The organism is Hymenobacter sp. BT188, assembly GCF_014333585.1.
Taxonomy (GTDB): Bacteria; Bacteroidota; Bacteroidia; order Cytophagales; family Hymenobacteraceae; genus Hymenobacter.
Genome location: NZ_JACSCW010000006.1, coordinates 152,816 through 167,513 on the forward strand (window position 1 = coordinate 152,816; position 14,698 = coordinate 167,513).

Genomic DNA, 14,698 nt, shown 5'->3' on the forward strand with positions numbered 1-14,698 from the left:
TGTACTATTTAGTACTACTCGGTAGCAAGTAAGTCAGTGCTACGCTTCACAAAGGCAGTTAGTGCTTCACCTTTCAGCATGTTCTGCGATAGCAAAGCCAGATCAAAGGCTTGGCGCGCCAGCTTACGGCCCGCCTCTTCGTCGGCCTGCAATACCCGCTGCGTAATGGCGTGGTTGGCATTCACGCTCACGGTATAGCTATCTGGCAACGAGCCAAACATAGCCATTCCGCCTCCGCCACCCGTGCGCTGCATATCCTTCATGCGGCGCATAAACTCAGGCATTGTAATGATTACGGGGGCTTCCTGCGGCGACAAAGCGTCTACCTGCACATGCATCTGCTCATTGCTGATGGCTTTGGCGAACAGCTCCTGCAAACGGGTTTTATCATCGTCGCTAAGCACACTTTCGGTTGTTTCATCTTTCTCAATGAGCTTACCGATTGTATCAGCATCCACGCGCTTAAACGTGGTTTTTTCGAGTTTCTGCTCTAGCTGACCAATGAAATGAGAGTCGAGCACAGCTTCCAACTGTAACACATCGTAGCCCCGGTCTTGGGCGGCCACCACGTAGCCGTGTTGGGCTTCGGCGTCGGTGGTGTACAGAATCACGAGCTGGTCGTTCTTGTCCTTCTGGTTGGCCTGCACCGACTCCTGGTACTCGTTGAGGGTGAAAAATTTGCCCCCCACGTTCTGCACCAGCACAAAATCCTTAGCCTTCTCATAAAACTTCTCATCCGACAGCATGCCGTACTTTACAAACAGACCGATATCCGACCACTTTTGCTCGTAGCCAGCGCGGTCTTTCCGGAAAAGCTCACCCAGCTTGTCAGCTACCTTCTTGGTGATGTACGTATTAATTTTCCGCACCGCAGCGTCGGCCTGCAGGAAGCTGCGCGACACGTTCAACGGAATATCCGGCGAGTCGATTACGCCGTGGAGCAGCATCAGGAACTCGGGCACCACGTCTTTTACCTCATCGGTAATAAACACCTGCCGCGAGTACAGCTGAATCTTGTTGCGCTGGAATTGCAGCTCGTCCTTCACCTTCGGGAAGTAAAGAATACCCGTCAGGTTGAAGGGATAGTCTACGTTGAGGTGAATCCAGAACAGCGGCGCCTCCGAAAAAGGATACAGCTCCTGGTAGAACTTGGTGTAGTCTTCGTCGGTCAGCTCGGCAGGCTGCTTGGTCCAGATGGGCTGGGTCTGGTTGATTACCGTGCCTTCGAACTCAATCTCAATGGGCAGGAACTTGCAATACTTGGTGAGGATGGTACGCAGGCGGGCTTCTTCCAAAAACTCGTCGGAATCGGCGGCTACGTGCAGCACTACGTCGGTGCCGCGCTCGGCTTTCTCGGTGGTTTCGAGCGTAAACTCCGTGCTACCGTCGCAGGTCCAATGCGCGCCTTCCGTGCCCTCTTTATACGACTGAGAGAAAATCTCAACCTGATCGGCTACCATGAAAGCGGAGTAGAAGCCCAAGCCAAACTGACCGATAATCTGGTCTTTGGTGGCGGCATCTTTCTCTTTGTACTTTTCTACAAACTCGGTGGCGCCGGAAAAAGCAATCTGGTTGATGTACTTTTTGATTTCCTCGCCAGTCATGCCCAGACCACGGTCTGAGATGGTGATTTTGCGCGCCTCTTTGTCTAGGGTTACGCGCACTTTCAACTCGCCCAGCTCGCCTTTGAACTCGCCTAGCTGCGCCAAGCTTTTCAGCTTCTGAGTAGCGTCAACGGCGTTGGACACCAATTCGCGTAAAAAGATCTCGTGGTCGGAGTAGAGAAACTTCTTGATAATGGGAAAGATGTTCTCCGTGTGAATCGAGATACTACCTGTCTCTTGCATAGCGCCTTAAAAATGGATTCGTGAAATGAAAAGTGGACAGAATTGCAGGCTACGGCTAGCCTGCTTTCTTGATTCAGCGGTTTTCAAAACCTGTTCCACGCTACCTGTAGCTGCCAGTTTGGCACCTCTCCCACCTTCAGGTTTTGGTTATAATAAGCTGCACTAAGTCTAGCAACTGTTTAGTAAGCATTGGTATTTAACGTCATCAAGCGTGGCTACCTCGATTGCTAACATGTCATGCACAGCCGAACCTATATCGCGCTCACAGCAACAAAATTTTGTGCTTTTGAGCTCATGCAGCTACCACAACCGATTGCATTTTCCTATCACAATCGCTTGCATAGTTTATCTAAAAATGGTGCCCTACTAAAACGATTACGGCAGCGTAGTTCGATATAACTTTCTTGCCATCAGTGGACAACATTCATCTTCACTACCATCTGATAGTCATTCACTTCCTACCCAAGCAAACCAATATGACGACACTTCGACGCTTAAGCTTTCTTCTTACAGCTTTCTTTCTTAATCTGGCCGTATATGGCCAGAATGCCCCAGTAACTTTGCAAGCTGAAGCTGGTACACTTCGCGATGCTAGTGCTCCGGCAGCCATTACTTTCAATACCGAAGGCACAACCGGTTTTATTCGCGTGGTAGGCAATTTCGTCACGCTCAATGGCGTAACTCAGAGTCCTAATGCCGACAACAGGGTGCTTTCCTATACGGTTACGTTTCCCGGTGCTGGCGTCTATGACCTGTACGCCCGAGTGCGCGTGGGTGCTGGCGGCTTCGACGATGACAGCTATTATATAGCTAACTCCTTTGGTACCCGATCGGCCTTCGAAACCAACCGCTGGACAAACGCAAACGGCTTGGCAGGCGGCGGCTACACCACCATTTCGGATATTGTGTCCGCCGGCGGTCCTGGGGGAGCCAACAACACGTGGAGATGGTTCCGGATGTCGGCCTTTGGGGGCGGCACGTTCACGGTGCCCGCGAATAACCTGACCCAGACCTTTGAAATCGGTAGCCGGGAAAACGGGCTGGACATCGACAAATTCGTATTTGGCGCCTCAGGCGTGTTTTTCACGGTTGGCAACCTGGATAATGGGCAGCAGGGCTCCACTACGCCCCCACCGCCACCTTTTGTGCCGCCCGGCCCTCCCATTGCTACCGGCAAACCGAAGTTTGTTGGCGGAGCCTTCAGCAATTCTCAGGGCGTTAACTTCGACAAGTACTGGAACCAAGTGGTGTCGGAGAACGACGGCAAATGGGGCAGCGTGGAAGCCACGCGGGATGTGATGAACTGGACTGGCCTCGACTTGGCCTACAATCAGGCCAAGAGTCAGAATGTCCCGTTTCGGATGCACGTGCTGGTGTGGGGCAACCAACAGCCCGCTTGGATTGAAAATTTGCCCCCCGCCGAACAACTGGAGGAAATAAAGGAGTGGTTTGCGGCCGTGGCCCAGCGCTACCCCGATATTGCCTTCCTGGAAGTAGTAAACGAGCCCACTAACGACCCGCCCCTGAAGCGCAGCCCCACCGATCAGGGCAGTGGCAACTACATTGAGGCTCTGGGTGGCAATGGCGCTACTGGTTGGGATTGGGTGATAAATTCCTTCAAGCTAGCCCGCGAGTATTTCCCTAATACGCCGCTGATGATCAATGACTACAGCGTTGTGAATGTGACCAGCAACACCCAGCGCTACCTGGGCATTATTAACTTGCTCAAGCAACAAAGCCTGATTGATGCGATTGGTATTCAGGGCCACGCTTTCTCCACTCGCGGAATTCCGGTGGCCACGCAAGTAAGCAACCTTAACTTGCTAGCTACCACAGGCTTGCCGCTTTACGTTACAGAGTTTGATGTGGATGGCCTTCAGGATGATGTGCAGCTAGCTGAATACCAGCGGGTGTTTCCATTATTCTACGAGTACCCCGCCGTGAAGGGCATTACGCTGTGGGGCTACCGGCCGGGGCACTGGCGCACGGCCCAGGGCGCGTACATTGCCTTTGAGAATGGTGCCGAGCGGCCAGCCCTGAAGTGGCTGCGGGAGTATGTGCAAAGCACCAGCTTATCCACTATTACCACGGCTACAACCCTGTCTGCCCCTACTTTTTGCGGGGGCAGCACGCTGTCGGTGCCGTTCAGCGTTGCGGGCGTAGTCGCGGCTAACCAGGCGTTTACAGCGGAGCTTTCCGATGCTACCGGCAGCTTTGCTAACCCCACGGCTATTGGTTCGGTTACAGCCTCAGCGGCGGGCAGCTACGCTGTGGCGGCCACTATTCCGGCTAACACGCCCGAAGGCACGCGCTACCGCATCAGGGTGACGAGCAGCAACCCCAGCGTACTAGGCAATGCTAACCGCACGAACCTGACCATCAATCCGGTGTTTACGGCCCCGGAACTGCTCGTGACGCCAGCCAATAATACCTACACGGGCGGCGTACCGACCAATCTTTACTTGGGCTACGGCCCGCAGAGCGTGACGCTCACGGCCGCTGGTGGTGTGAGCTACACTTGGAGCGGACCGGCTGGCCTGAACAGCACAACCATCGCCAACCCCATATTCACGGCTTCAACGGCCGGCGTTTATACGTTCGTTGTAACTATCACCAACGAAGCGGGGTGCACGGCGACGCAGCAGGTGACAATAACGGTGCTGGACGTACGGTGCAGCAATAACCCAAACGCTGCAAAAGTGCTGGTATGCCTCAATGGCAAGGTAGTTTGCGTGGCTAAAAATGCCGTTCCTGCCCTGTTAACTTACTCCAAAGGTCTGGTGAGACTTGGCGATTGTAGTGTTGGTACGAATACCGATTTGACGTCAGTAGCAGAAAAGCTCATTCGCTTGTTTGAAGCTTATCCCAATCCATTCAGTGGGCGTACCACCCTGCGCTTCCGCTCCACCGAATCGGGGCAGGTGCAGCTACAAGTGTACAATCCGTTTGGGCAACTTGTGGCCACTCCCTTCAACGGCCGAGCCGAGGCTGGCAGAGAATATGAGATTTCATTGGACGGCAGTTCTTTGCCCGAGGGCGTCTACACTGGCCGCCTGCTCACCAATGGTAAAGTGGAAACCATACGGTTGATGATTGCAAAATAATTGCTGACTTCTGAAACAGTATCACAGTAAAAAGGGCGGCTGAATTCAGCTGCCCTTTTTTATATTCTCCATATTTGTAACCTACTAATGACGAATCAGCTATACAAATAGTGCATCAGCGCTTCCTGGGGCTGGTTTTTTGGAAGCGGGACGTAAGGCAGCCACAACGCGGCGCAGTAGTCGTGCGGACAGTGTTTTCATAGTGTGGGTGGTAAGTGGGTGGATTATATGTCTTTATACTACAAAGGTCGGCAGTTGTTGTGCCCTGAATGTTGCCGCCAGGTTATGCTTTTGTTGTGTAGGTAGCTGGGGGGCTTTTTAGGAGGCCGATTGCCATTCTGCCATCAACGCCAGCATATGGATGGGCGAGTTGGTCAACCAATCCAGGGCCGAGCTTGGGTCGGCAAAAAACTGCACGTCGAAGCGGGCAATATGATGACCAAGTCCTAATAAGCTCTCCACTACCATCTGGTTATAAGTGGCTGCCGCAGGCACTACCACAGCCACTTGCTGCACTGATTGAGCTGCTACCCTCGGAAACCAGTTAACGCCCACCCAAATCTGCTCTTTCATACTCAGGTCGGGCAATCCGTTCATGTCCACGAGCACCCGCTTAATCTGGCGAGATTGTACCAACTCAGCTAAGTAGTTCATGGCCTGAGCAAAGCTGTGCAACGGGCTGCCACCGCACCATTGGTAGCGCAGCAGACATAATGATTCATCGTACTGCACTCGCAGACAATCGATTTGAGCAAGTATCATCTTGGAAGTAAAAACCAGAAGCTTCTTAAAATGCTAAAAGCAAAGCAACGATTATAAGTAGCGAATTGCTTGCCAGTAATTTGCCCTTAACAATGTAATAGCTTATTAATTTATGGATTAAGTCAAAATATATAATTTATAAACTTGACCTGGATAGTAGTTTCAGCCATAGCGTAATAAGGCCTGCCTCATTAAATTCTTTAATTCGTCTAAAAAACAGAAGACAGTTTACATTCAGATTGGCTCATTCTGTAACCCCGAATTCAAGTTGGTTGGCGCTATGCTAATCATTTATTTCGGGCGACTTCTGGCTGTCGGCAACTAGTTAATTGAGTGGTTTATCAACTACTTACCATTTTCCACGTACTTTTGCCTAACTGTTTCTGACACATTGTTGCAAATGCGGACTTTGCGTTCCCGTCTGGCTCTCCTGCTTCTGCTCTGCTTTACGCGGGTGCTGCTGCCCGACGCGTGGATACTGGCGCTGCACCAACACGAGCACACGCTGGCGGAATCGGCGCAGGCCACTCGCATTGATAAGTCGCAGGCCAAAGCCCTGCTGACGGTTCAGCACCAGCACTGCCAGGTCGATCATTTCTACCACATCCCCTTCCAGGCGCCAGCGCCGCTGGAATTGCCATTCGTGGTATTTTACGCCCCTATGGAGGCTGTGGGGGGCATTTTGGCTGAGGCGCACCATAGTGTAGAGGTGGCGCGGCTGCGCGGTCCGCCCAGCCGAGTATAGCCCCTTTGTTCCAGCCGCATTTCCGATGAATTTGCCCCCAGGGGCAAATCTGCCCCTGCATTTTCCCGCCACGCGATTTGGTAGGTACGCGGCTGCCGGTTCAGTTCATCCCGGTTTCCCTTTTTATGCTTTTTCTACTGCCAAGCCGCTTCCGGCTGCTGGCGCTGCTGTGGCTACTCAGTGGCCCGCAGACTGTGTGGGCGCAATCCGGCTGCATGCTCTCCTTGAGTGGCCGCCTGACCGACCACGAGTCGCGCCAACCCTTACCTGGAGCCACCATTCGCCTGCTCGATACCGAAGACGTGGTGGCTTCCGATGCCAGCGGCAACTACCATTTGCACGTTTGTCCCGGCGTTTATCGTCTGCAAGTCAGCTTTTTGGGCTACGAGCCCGAAACGCTGGAAGTGCGTGTGAACGGCGCTGTGATTCGAGATTTTAAGCTGCATCCATCGGCCGTGGCTTTGCGCGTGGCACTGGTACAGGGCACCCGCGTGGCTGAACAGTTGCCTCAGGCTACCGGCACCATCACGGGCCGCGAACTACAGCAAACGCGCGGGCAAAGTCTGGGCGAAGCTTTGCAAAAAGTAAGCGGCGTGACGGCCATTCAAACCGGTCCCAGCATTTTCAAGCCCCTGATTCATGGCCTGCACTCCAACCGCGTGACGATTCTAAACAACGGCGTACGCCAGGAAGGACAGCAGTGGGGCCAGGAGCACGGCCCTGAAATTGACCCGTTTATTGCTTCCCAACTCACAGTAGTGAAGGGCGCGGCCAGCGTACGCTACGGCTCCGATGCCATCGGGGGCGTGGTGCTGGTGCAGCCTAAGTCCCTGCGCGACTCCGCGGGCACGGGTGCTGAGTTGCACCTGTTGGGCATGAGCAACAATGGTATGGGGGCCATTTCAGGGATGGTGGAGGGCAACGCGCGCCGGCTGCCGGCCCTGAGCTGGCGGGTGCAGGGCACAGCCAAAAGGGCCGGCACGGCACGCGCCCCCGAGTACGTTATCCCGAATTCGGCCTTCGCGGAATACGACTTTTCGGGGGCCGTGGGCTGGCGCAAAGCCACTTACGGTGCCGAGGTGTTCTTCAGTCAGTTCAATACCAAGCTGGGTATTTTGCCGGATTCTCACCTGGGTAATCAATCTGATTTCGACCTGGCCGTGGGGCGAGGGCGCCCACTGGTACCGCAGGATTTCTCCTACGATATTGAGCGCCCTTACCAGCAGGTGCGCCACGATTTGCTGAAGCTCTCGGGCTTTGTACGCACGGGCACGGCGGGCCGCCTCACTACTACGCTGGCCCACCAGACCGACGTGCGCGACGAGTATGACCGCTACCGTCCCCGCAACGACAACCGCGCCCGCCTCGACCGTCCCGAGCTGAGCTATACCAACCGGACCACCACTGCCGATCTGGTCTGGGAGCATAAACCGCTCGGCAATCTTACGGGCAGCGTGGGGCTGAGCGGCACGTATCAAAGCAACCGCTACGATGGCCGGCCCTTCATTCCCTTCTATACCAATAAGGTGGGGGGCATTTTTCTGATTGAGCGCTGGCGCCACAAGCAATGGCAGCTCGAAGCCGGTCTGCGCCTCGACCGCCGCGATCTGGAAACCCAACGGGCCATCGGCAACTCCGGCAATTTCTACGTGGCCACCGACCAATTTCAGTACACCACGCCGGCGGCCTCGCTGGGGGGCATTTTTGAGGCCGATCCGCACCTGACGCTGAGCGCCACTGGTAGCCTCACGCGCCGGGCCCCGGCTGCCAATGAGCGCTTCAGCAACGGCGTGCACAACGGTCGCTTCGATATCGGCTACGACGTAGATCGACCCAGTGGAGTACCGCCCCTGGGCCCCGAAACGGCCTGGCACACCGGCCTGACGGCTAACTGGCACGATAACCCCCGCTTCAACGGCGAGGTGAGCGTGTACCAGACATACATTCAGAACTACATCTACCAAGTGCCGGTGCTGCCGCCCCCGCTCAATATTCGGGGCGTGGTGGCCACGTTTCTGTTTCAACAGACTGATGCCCTGTACCGGGGTATTGATGCGTCGGGCAGCTACGCCCTCACGCCGCAGTGGCAGCTGGCCGGCAAAGCCGCCGTAGTGCGGGCCCGCGATCAGCGCCTCGATGACTACCTCATCTTCACCCCCGCCGACCGGGCTGAGTTAAGTCTGCGCCACGACTGGCGCCCGCAGACGGGCAGCCGCTTCAGCCAACGCTACGCCCAGGTTGGTGCTTACGGCGTGGCCCGCCAGACTCGCGTGCCCACCGAAGTGCTCGACTACGCACTGCCGCCCGCCGGCTACGTGCTGCTGGGGGCCGAAATCGGGACGACGGTGCAGCTCGGCGACTTACCGCTGGATGTGAGCCTGGCCGGTTCCAACCTCCTCAACCAAACCTACCGCGACTACCTCAACCGTTTCCGCTACTTCACCGCCGAGATGGGCCGCAACGTGACGCTGCGCCTGCGGGTGCCGCTGGAGTTCAGCAAAAAGCCCCCTGAGGCTCAATTCTAAAGTCTTAAACTCACTTCAACCCTTTTAAAATCTTGGTTCATGAAAAACAATCTGTTTAATAAATCGCTGATCGGCCTACTTGTGGCGGCACCTTTCTTTGTTTCCTGCGACGACGACAACGACGGCCCAACGCCGGACGAGAGCAACGAGCAAATCACGACCGTGCGCTATGTGCTGACTCCTACTACCGGCACCGGCACGCCCGTGACGGTGGAATACCGCGACCCAGATGGCGACGGTGGCACTGCCCCCACCATCGGCAACCTGACATTAGCGCCCAATACTACCTACACCGGCCGCCTGACCTTATTGGACGAAACAAAAAACCCTGCTGAGGACATCACTGCCGAGATTCAGGACGAGAGCGACGAGCACCTCTTCGTGTTCACGCCCACTGGCACCAACGTGACTGTTACCATCACCGACCGCGACGCCAAAAACTTACCTATCGGCCTCCAAACGCAAGTGGTGACAGGCGCTGCCAACGCAACTGGCACCACCGGCAGTCTGCGCGTGGTATTGCGTCACCAACCCGAAGGCAAGGACGGCACCCCCACGCCCGGCGATACCGATGTGGAAGTAAATTTCCCCACGGCCGTGCGCTAAAGGAATTTCAGGCATAGGGAGGTCGGCTGCAAACGGCCTCCCACTATTTTCTCCTGGTTTGGTTTTGGAGAATCTGGAGAAGACACCGGTCACTGATCGGTGTTTTCTTGTGTAGTCCCAGGCTCTTATCTGGCAATCATTTGCGGCGCGATGTAGCGCAAAAAACGACCGCAACTAGACGCAAACCAAAAGTTCGCGTACGGTTCCATAATCCGAACGGCTCACCAAGCGGAAGCTTCGTGTTACTTTGCTTTCTGAATCTATTTTTATGACGCGTATCATTCTGACCGCTGGGCTATTACTGCTGTCGGGGGGCATTTTTGCCCAAAAACCATCTTCCTCGCCGGCCTCATCTGCCAGTCGCACCCTCGCCGCGCCTATTACAGGGCGCGTGGTCGACCAGGCCACCGGCGAGCCGCTGCCATCGGCCACCATCCTCTTTCCCGATCTTAGACGAGTTACGGCAACGGGTCCCGATGGCGCTTTTCGCTTCACAAACCTGCCCAAAGGGCGTTTTCTGATGCAGGTGCGCAGCTTGGGCTATACCACCGTGGTGCGCACCGTCGACACCGGCGCTGGTCAGTCACTGGACATTGCGCTTGTTCCGGCGGCTACCGAAATCGGGCAGGTTGTAGTCACGGGCGTATCGGCAAGCACGGAAATGCGCCGCTCGCCAATTCCAACTACCGTCGTAAATCGTAACCAGTTGAATCAGGCAGCGGCCACCAACGTAATTGATGCCATAGCGCACACGCCTGGCCTCTCCCAAATCACGACCGGCGTGGGCATTAGCAAACCCATTATTCGAGGCTTGGGCGCTAATCGGGTCATAACATTGAACAACGGCGCCCGCCAGGAAGGCCAGCAGTGGGGCGACGAGCACGGCATCGAGATAGACGAAGCCGGTATCGACCGGGCCGAGGTTATCAAGGGCCCCGGCAGCCTGCTCTACGGCTCCGATGGCTTGGCCGGCGTCGTCAACTTTGTAGCCCCCGATCCGGTGGAAGAAGGCAAAATCATCGGTTCAGTAGCCACTAACTACCAGACCAATAACAATTTATTAGGCTACTCCGTGATGAATGCCGGCAACCTGAACGGCTTCAACTGGATGGCCCGCAATAGCGGCAAAGTAGCCAGCAACTACCACAACCCTTATGATGGGCGCGTGTTCAACTCGGGCTTTCGCGAGCTAAACGGCAACGGCTACATTGGCTTGAATAAAAGCTGGGGCTATTCGCACCTCACGCTTAGCACGTTCAATCAGATTGTGGGTCTGGTAGAAGGCGACCGGGACACCATCACGGGGCAGTTCCTAAAACCAGTTGTGGGGGGCAATTTTGGGGAAATAATTGGTGAACCCCAAAGCGAGGACGCCCTGCGCACTTACACCCTGCACGTACCTCGCCAGCAGATCAACCACTTGCGCATCGGCACCGAGAATAATTTTATTCTCGACCGCAGCCGCATTACGTTGAATGTGGGCTGGCAGCAAAACCTGCGCCGCGAGTTTGGCAATCCCGCCGACTACTATGAGGAGTCGCTGTTTTTTCAACTCCGCACCGTGGACTACAGTTTGCGCTACTTTTTGCCCGAAATAAATGGCTGGAACACCACCATTGGTACCAGCGGAATGCGGCAGGAAAACGTGAATAAGGGCGTCGAATTCCTAATTCCGGCTTATCAGCTCTATGACGCCGGTGCATTTGCCGTCACCAAGAAAACCTTCGGCAAGCTCGATTTGAGCGGTGGACTGCGCTACGACTGGCGCCGCATTGAGGCCGATAATCTTTTCCTTGATGAGGAAGAACAGCCCGTGCCTGCGCCGACAGGAGAAATGAAGTTCCCGGGTTTTGTGAGCACTTTCCGGAACGTATCGGGCAGCGTGGGGGCCTCTTTTGAGGCTTCCGAAAAGCTCGTGCTGAAGGCCAACGTGGCCCGTGGCTTCCGGGCGCCCAATATTGCCGAACTGGGCTCCAACGGCATTCATGAGGGCACCATTCGCTACGAAATTGGAAACCCGGCACTGAAGGCCGAAACCAGCTTCCAGCTCGATGCGGGCGCCAGCTACGAAACTGAGCACGTAGGCCTGCGAATCGACGCCTTCCGCAACCAGATTCAAAACTACATATTCCCCCGCCGCCTGCCCGGCACCACCGGTACCGATTCGCTTTCCACTGACGGCGACCCCGTTTTCGTGTATGGTCAGGGCGACGCCCGCCTGCTGGGGGGCGAATTTACCATCGATATTCACCCTCACCCGCTCGACTGGCTGCACTTTGAAAACAGCTTCTCGATGGTGCGCGCTCAGGAGCTAAACCAGCCCGACAGCCTGCGCTACCTGCCCTTCATCCCCGCCGACCGGCTCCAATCGGAGTTGCGTGTAAACTTCAACAAAGCGGGCACTCACTTAGCCAACCTGTACGCCCGCGCTGGCATTGAGCACACGTTTCCCCAAAATCGCTTCTTCTCCGCTTTTGGCACCGAAACCCGCACGCCTGGCTACATGCTGGTTAACGCTGGTATTGGAGCCGATGTGGTGAACTCGCAGGCCAAAACACTGTTTTCTATCTACTTAACGGGCACCAACCTCTTCGACGTTGGCTACCAAAGCCATTTGAGCCGGTTGAAATACGCAGCCTTCAATCCTACCAATGGTCGCACGGGCGTATTTAATATGGGCCGAAATGTGAGCGTGAAGCTAGTGGTGCCGCTGGTGTTTAAGTAGAAACAGCTATACTGAACCATGGCGCACGCTCACCACCACGGTCACGACCACCATCATCACGGCCCCGCCGAGGGCGATTATGGCCGGGCGTTTGTCGTGGGCATTGGGCTGAATATGGTTTTTGTGGTGGCGGAGGCGGCGGGTGGCCTGTGGGCGAATTCCTCGGCACTACTTTCCGACGCGGGCCACAACCTGAGCGATGTGCTGAGCTTAGCGCTGGCCTGGGGCGCAACTCGTTTGGCTCGTCAGCCTGCTTCCGAACGGTATACGTATGGGCTGAAAAGTGCCACTATTCAGGCTGCATTGCTGAATGCCGCCCTGCTGTACGCGGCGCTCGGCATTATTCTCTGGGATGCCATCGACCACATGCTTCACCCTGCCCCGGTTGATGGCCGCATTGTGATGTTGCTGGCGGGAATCGGAATACTGGTCAACGGCTTCACAGCCTGGTTGTTTCGGCGGGGGCAGCAGGGCGATGTAAACGTGCGCGGCGCTTACTTGCACATGCTCACCGACGCGCTGGTATCGGCGGGCGTAGTGGTTGGGGGCGGCTTGGTGCTCTGGACGGGTTGGCTGCGGCTCGATGCGCTAATCAGCTTCGGTATTTTGGGCTTGATTGCGTACAGCTCGTGGGGGCTGCTACGCGAAACCGTCCAGCTCAGCTTGCACGCCGTCCCGCCGGGTATTGATATAGCCGCTGTGCGTCAGTTTTTGCTGGCCCGCCCCGGCGTTACGCAAGTTCATGACCTGCACGTGTGGTCCCTGAGCACCCGCGATTCCGCCCTTACGGCTCATATCGTACGCTCCGGTGGCACCAACAACGCCTTCTTGCAGGAGCTGCAGGCGAGGCTACAGGCCCAGTTTGGCATCAGCCATTGCACGGTGCAGGTAGAAGATACCGTACCGGTAGCAGGAAGCCACGGTGGCTGTGAGGAATAGCTTCGGACGCAGCAACTAGCACATAGTAGCGCTTTGTAACGCTTCTGGGGGGCTTTTTTGCCAAAAAATCTCCACCTTCACCCCACCTGTCCTCCGCAAAACCACCCACCCCCTCCGTATATGAGCAATCCCGCTGCCCCAGCCCCCATTTTGCCCCCCGAAACGAAACACACTTCTGTGTTCAGCGCCGTGGTAATTGTGGCAGCTCTGGGCTACTTCGTGGACATTTATGATCTGATTCTGTTCAGTATTGTGCGCGTGCAAAGCCTGAATGCGCTGGGCGTAACCGATCAGGCTGCCGTTACTAGTCAGGGGCTTTACCTGATCAATATGCAGATGGGCGGCATGCTGCTGGGGGGGATTTTGTGGGGCGTTCTGGGTGATAAGCGCGGCCGGATTTCGGTTCTGTTCGGATCTATTCTGCTGTACTCGCTAGCCAACATTGCTAACGGTTTCGTGCAAACTATCGACCAGTATGCCTGGCTGCGACTTATTGCGGGCATCGGCTTGGCTGGAGAATTAGGCGCCGGAATTACGCTAGTGGCTGAAAGTCTGCCCAAAGAAAAACGTGGCTATGGTACCATGATAGTGGCTACGGTAGGCGTGTCGGGGGCCATGCTGGCTTACTGGGTGGGCGAGCGGTTTGGCTGGCGCAACGCCTATTTTATCGGCGGTGGGCTTGGGCTGGCGTTGCTATTATTGCGCGTAAGCGTCTACGAATCAGGCATGTTTGAGCAGGCCAAGCGTAGTGAAGCCGTTCGCGGCCGATTTCTGGACTTATTCACCAACGGCCCGCGCCTGGCCAAATACATCAAGTGTCTGCTTATTGGGGTGCCGCTGTGGTTTGTGGTCGGCATTCTGATAACGCTGGCTCCAGAGTTTGGTCGGGAGTTGGGCGTGCAGGGCGAGGTAACGGCTGGTCTGGCGGTGTTCTGGTGCTATTTTGGGCTGGTATTCGGTGATTTTGCCAGCGGCGGCCTCAGTCAGATTTGGCGTAGTCGCAACCGTGCGTTGCAGGTATTCCTGGTTTTCTGCGGGCTCATGGTGGCGGCCTACTTGTTTGGCTTGCGCGGCGCTAGCACCACTACTTTTTATGCGGTGTGTTTTGTGCTGGGCTTATCCGTGGGCTTCTGGGCTTTATTTGTGACCGTGGCGGCTGAGCAGTTCGGCACTAATCTGCGGGCGACGGTAGCTACTACGGCTCCCAACTTCGCCCGCGGCTCCGTAATAATCCTCGCCCCCACGTTTCAGTTACTCACTGGCCCACTGGGGCTTATTGGTAGCGCTGCTGTGCTGGGAGTGGTATCGTTGCTGATTGCTTTCTGGAGCGTGAGCACCTTGCCTGAGAGCTACGGCAAAGACCTTGATTATCTGGAAGTTTCCTAAGCAATCGGTAACATTCGGCTGCTCCGTAGCGTTTCAGGCTAAACAGCGGCAAGCCCGAC

At 55.8% G+C, this 14,698-nt stretch carries 9 protein-coding genes; 7 read left to right on the forward strand and 2 right to left on the reverse strand.

Annotation, left to right across the window (positions count from 1 at the left end):
• Window positions 1–14: 14 nt before the first annotated feature.
• On the reverse strand, window positions 15–1,847 hold the full coding sequence (gene htpG, locus H8B13_RS17530; RefSeq protein ID WP_187312115.1) for a molecular chaperone HtpG: 1,833 nt from the start codon (window positions 1,845–1,847) through the stop codon (window positions 15–17).
• 476 nt (window positions 1,848–2,323) lie between these two features.
• Between htpG and H8B13_RS17535 the strand changes: the two genes are divergently transcribed.
• Window positions 2,324–4,951, forward strand: coding sequence for an endo-1,4-beta-xylanase (locus tag H8B13_RS17535; protein WP_187312116.1), 2,628 nt, complete (start codon window positions 2,324–2,326; stop codon window positions 4,949–4,951).
• Between the two features lie 318 nt (window positions 4,952–5,269).
• On the opposite strand, the gene H8B13_RS17540 is transcribed toward H8B13_RS17535, so the two are convergent.
• Complete coding sequence (locus tag H8B13_RS17540) at window positions 5,270–5,713, reverse strand: hypothetical protein (RefSeq protein WP_187312117.1); 444 nt, start codon at window positions 5,711–5,713, stop codon at window positions 5,270–5,272.
• A gap of 400 nt (window positions 5,714–6,113) precedes the next feature.
• Here H8B13_RS17540 and H8B13_RS17545 point away from each other — a divergent pair, with 400 nt between their 5' ends.
• The 6 genes from H8B13_RS17545 (at window position 6,114) to H8B13_RS17570 (ending at window position 14,639) form a co-directional block, all read left to right on the forward strand.
• Window positions 6,114–6,458 carry a hypothetical protein gene (locus H8B13_RS17545; RefSeq protein WP_187312118.1) on the forward strand — a complete coding sequence of 115 codons (345 nt, stop codon included), beginning with the start codon at window positions 6,114–6,116 and terminating at the stop codon, window positions 6,456–6,458.
• A 125-nt stretch (window positions 6,459–6,583) separates the two neighbouring features.
• Complete coding sequence (locus H8B13_RS17550) at window positions 6,584–8,983, forward strand: TonB-dependent receptor (protein WP_187312119.1); 2,400 nt, start codon at window positions 6,584–6,586, stop codon at window positions 8,981–8,983.
• 39 nt (window positions 8,984–9,022) lie between these two features.
• Window positions 9,023–9,589, forward strand: a complete 567-nt coding sequence (locus H8B13_RS17555) for a hypothetical protein (protein WP_187312120.1) — start codon at window positions 9,023–9,025, stop codon at window positions 9,587–9,589.
• Between the two features lie 268 nt (window positions 9,590–9,857).
• Complete coding sequence (locus tag H8B13_RS17560) at window positions 9,858–12,314, forward strand: TonB-dependent receptor (RefSeq protein ID WP_187312121.1); 2,457 nt, start codon at window positions 9,858–9,860, stop codon at window positions 12,312–12,314.
• 18 nt (window positions 12,315–12,332) lie between these two features.
• Window positions 12,333–13,253, forward strand: coding sequence for a cation diffusion facilitator family transporter (locus H8B13_RS17565; protein ID WP_187312122.1), 921 nt, complete (start codon window positions 12,333–12,335; stop codon window positions 13,251–13,253).
• Between the two features lie 120 nt (window positions 13,254–13,373).
• Entirely contained in the window at window positions 13,374–14,639 is a 1,266-nt protein-coding gene (locus H8B13_RS17570; RefSeq protein WP_187312123.1) for an MFS transporter, read from the forward strand.
• The last annotated feature ends 59 nt before the right edge of the window (window positions 14,640–14,698 follow it).

Bases quoted from the DNA above. Each gene is read 5' to 3' on its own strand.
- htpG (WP_187312115.1), bottom strand. From the start codon at position 1,847: ATGCAAGAGACAGGTAGTATCTCGATTCACACGGAGAACATCTTTCCC.
- H8B13_RS17535 (WP_187312116.1), top strand. From the start codon at position 2,324: ATGACGACACTTCGACGCTTAAGCTTTCTTCTTACAGCTTTCTTTCTT.
- H8B13_RS17540 (WP_187312117.1), bottom strand. From the start codon at position 5,713: ATGATACTTGCTCAAATCGATTGTCTGCGAGTGCAGTACGATGAATCA.
- H8B13_RS17545 (WP_187312118.1), top strand. From the start codon at position 6,114: ATGCGGACTTTGCGTTCCCGTCTGGCTCTCCTGCTTCTGCTCTGCTTT.
- H8B13_RS17550 (WP_187312119.1), top strand. From the start codon at position 6,584: ATGCTTTTTCTACTGCCAAGCCGCTTCCGGCTGCTGGCGCTGCTGTGG.
- H8B13_RS17555 (WP_187312120.1), top strand. From the start codon at position 9,023: ATGAAAAACAATCTGTTTAATAAATCGCTGATCGGCCTACTTGTGGCG.
- H8B13_RS17560 (WP_187312121.1), top strand. From the start codon at position 9,858: ATGACGCGTATCATTCTGACCGCTGGGCTATTACTGCTGTCGGGGGGC.
- H8B13_RS17565 (WP_187312122.1), top strand. From the start codon at position 12,333: ATGGCGCACGCTCACCACCACGGTCACGACCACCATCATCACGGCCCC.
- H8B13_RS17570 (WP_187312123.1), top strand. From the start codon at position 13,374: ATGAGCAATCCCGCTGCCCCAGCCCCCATTTTGCCCCCCGAAACGAAA.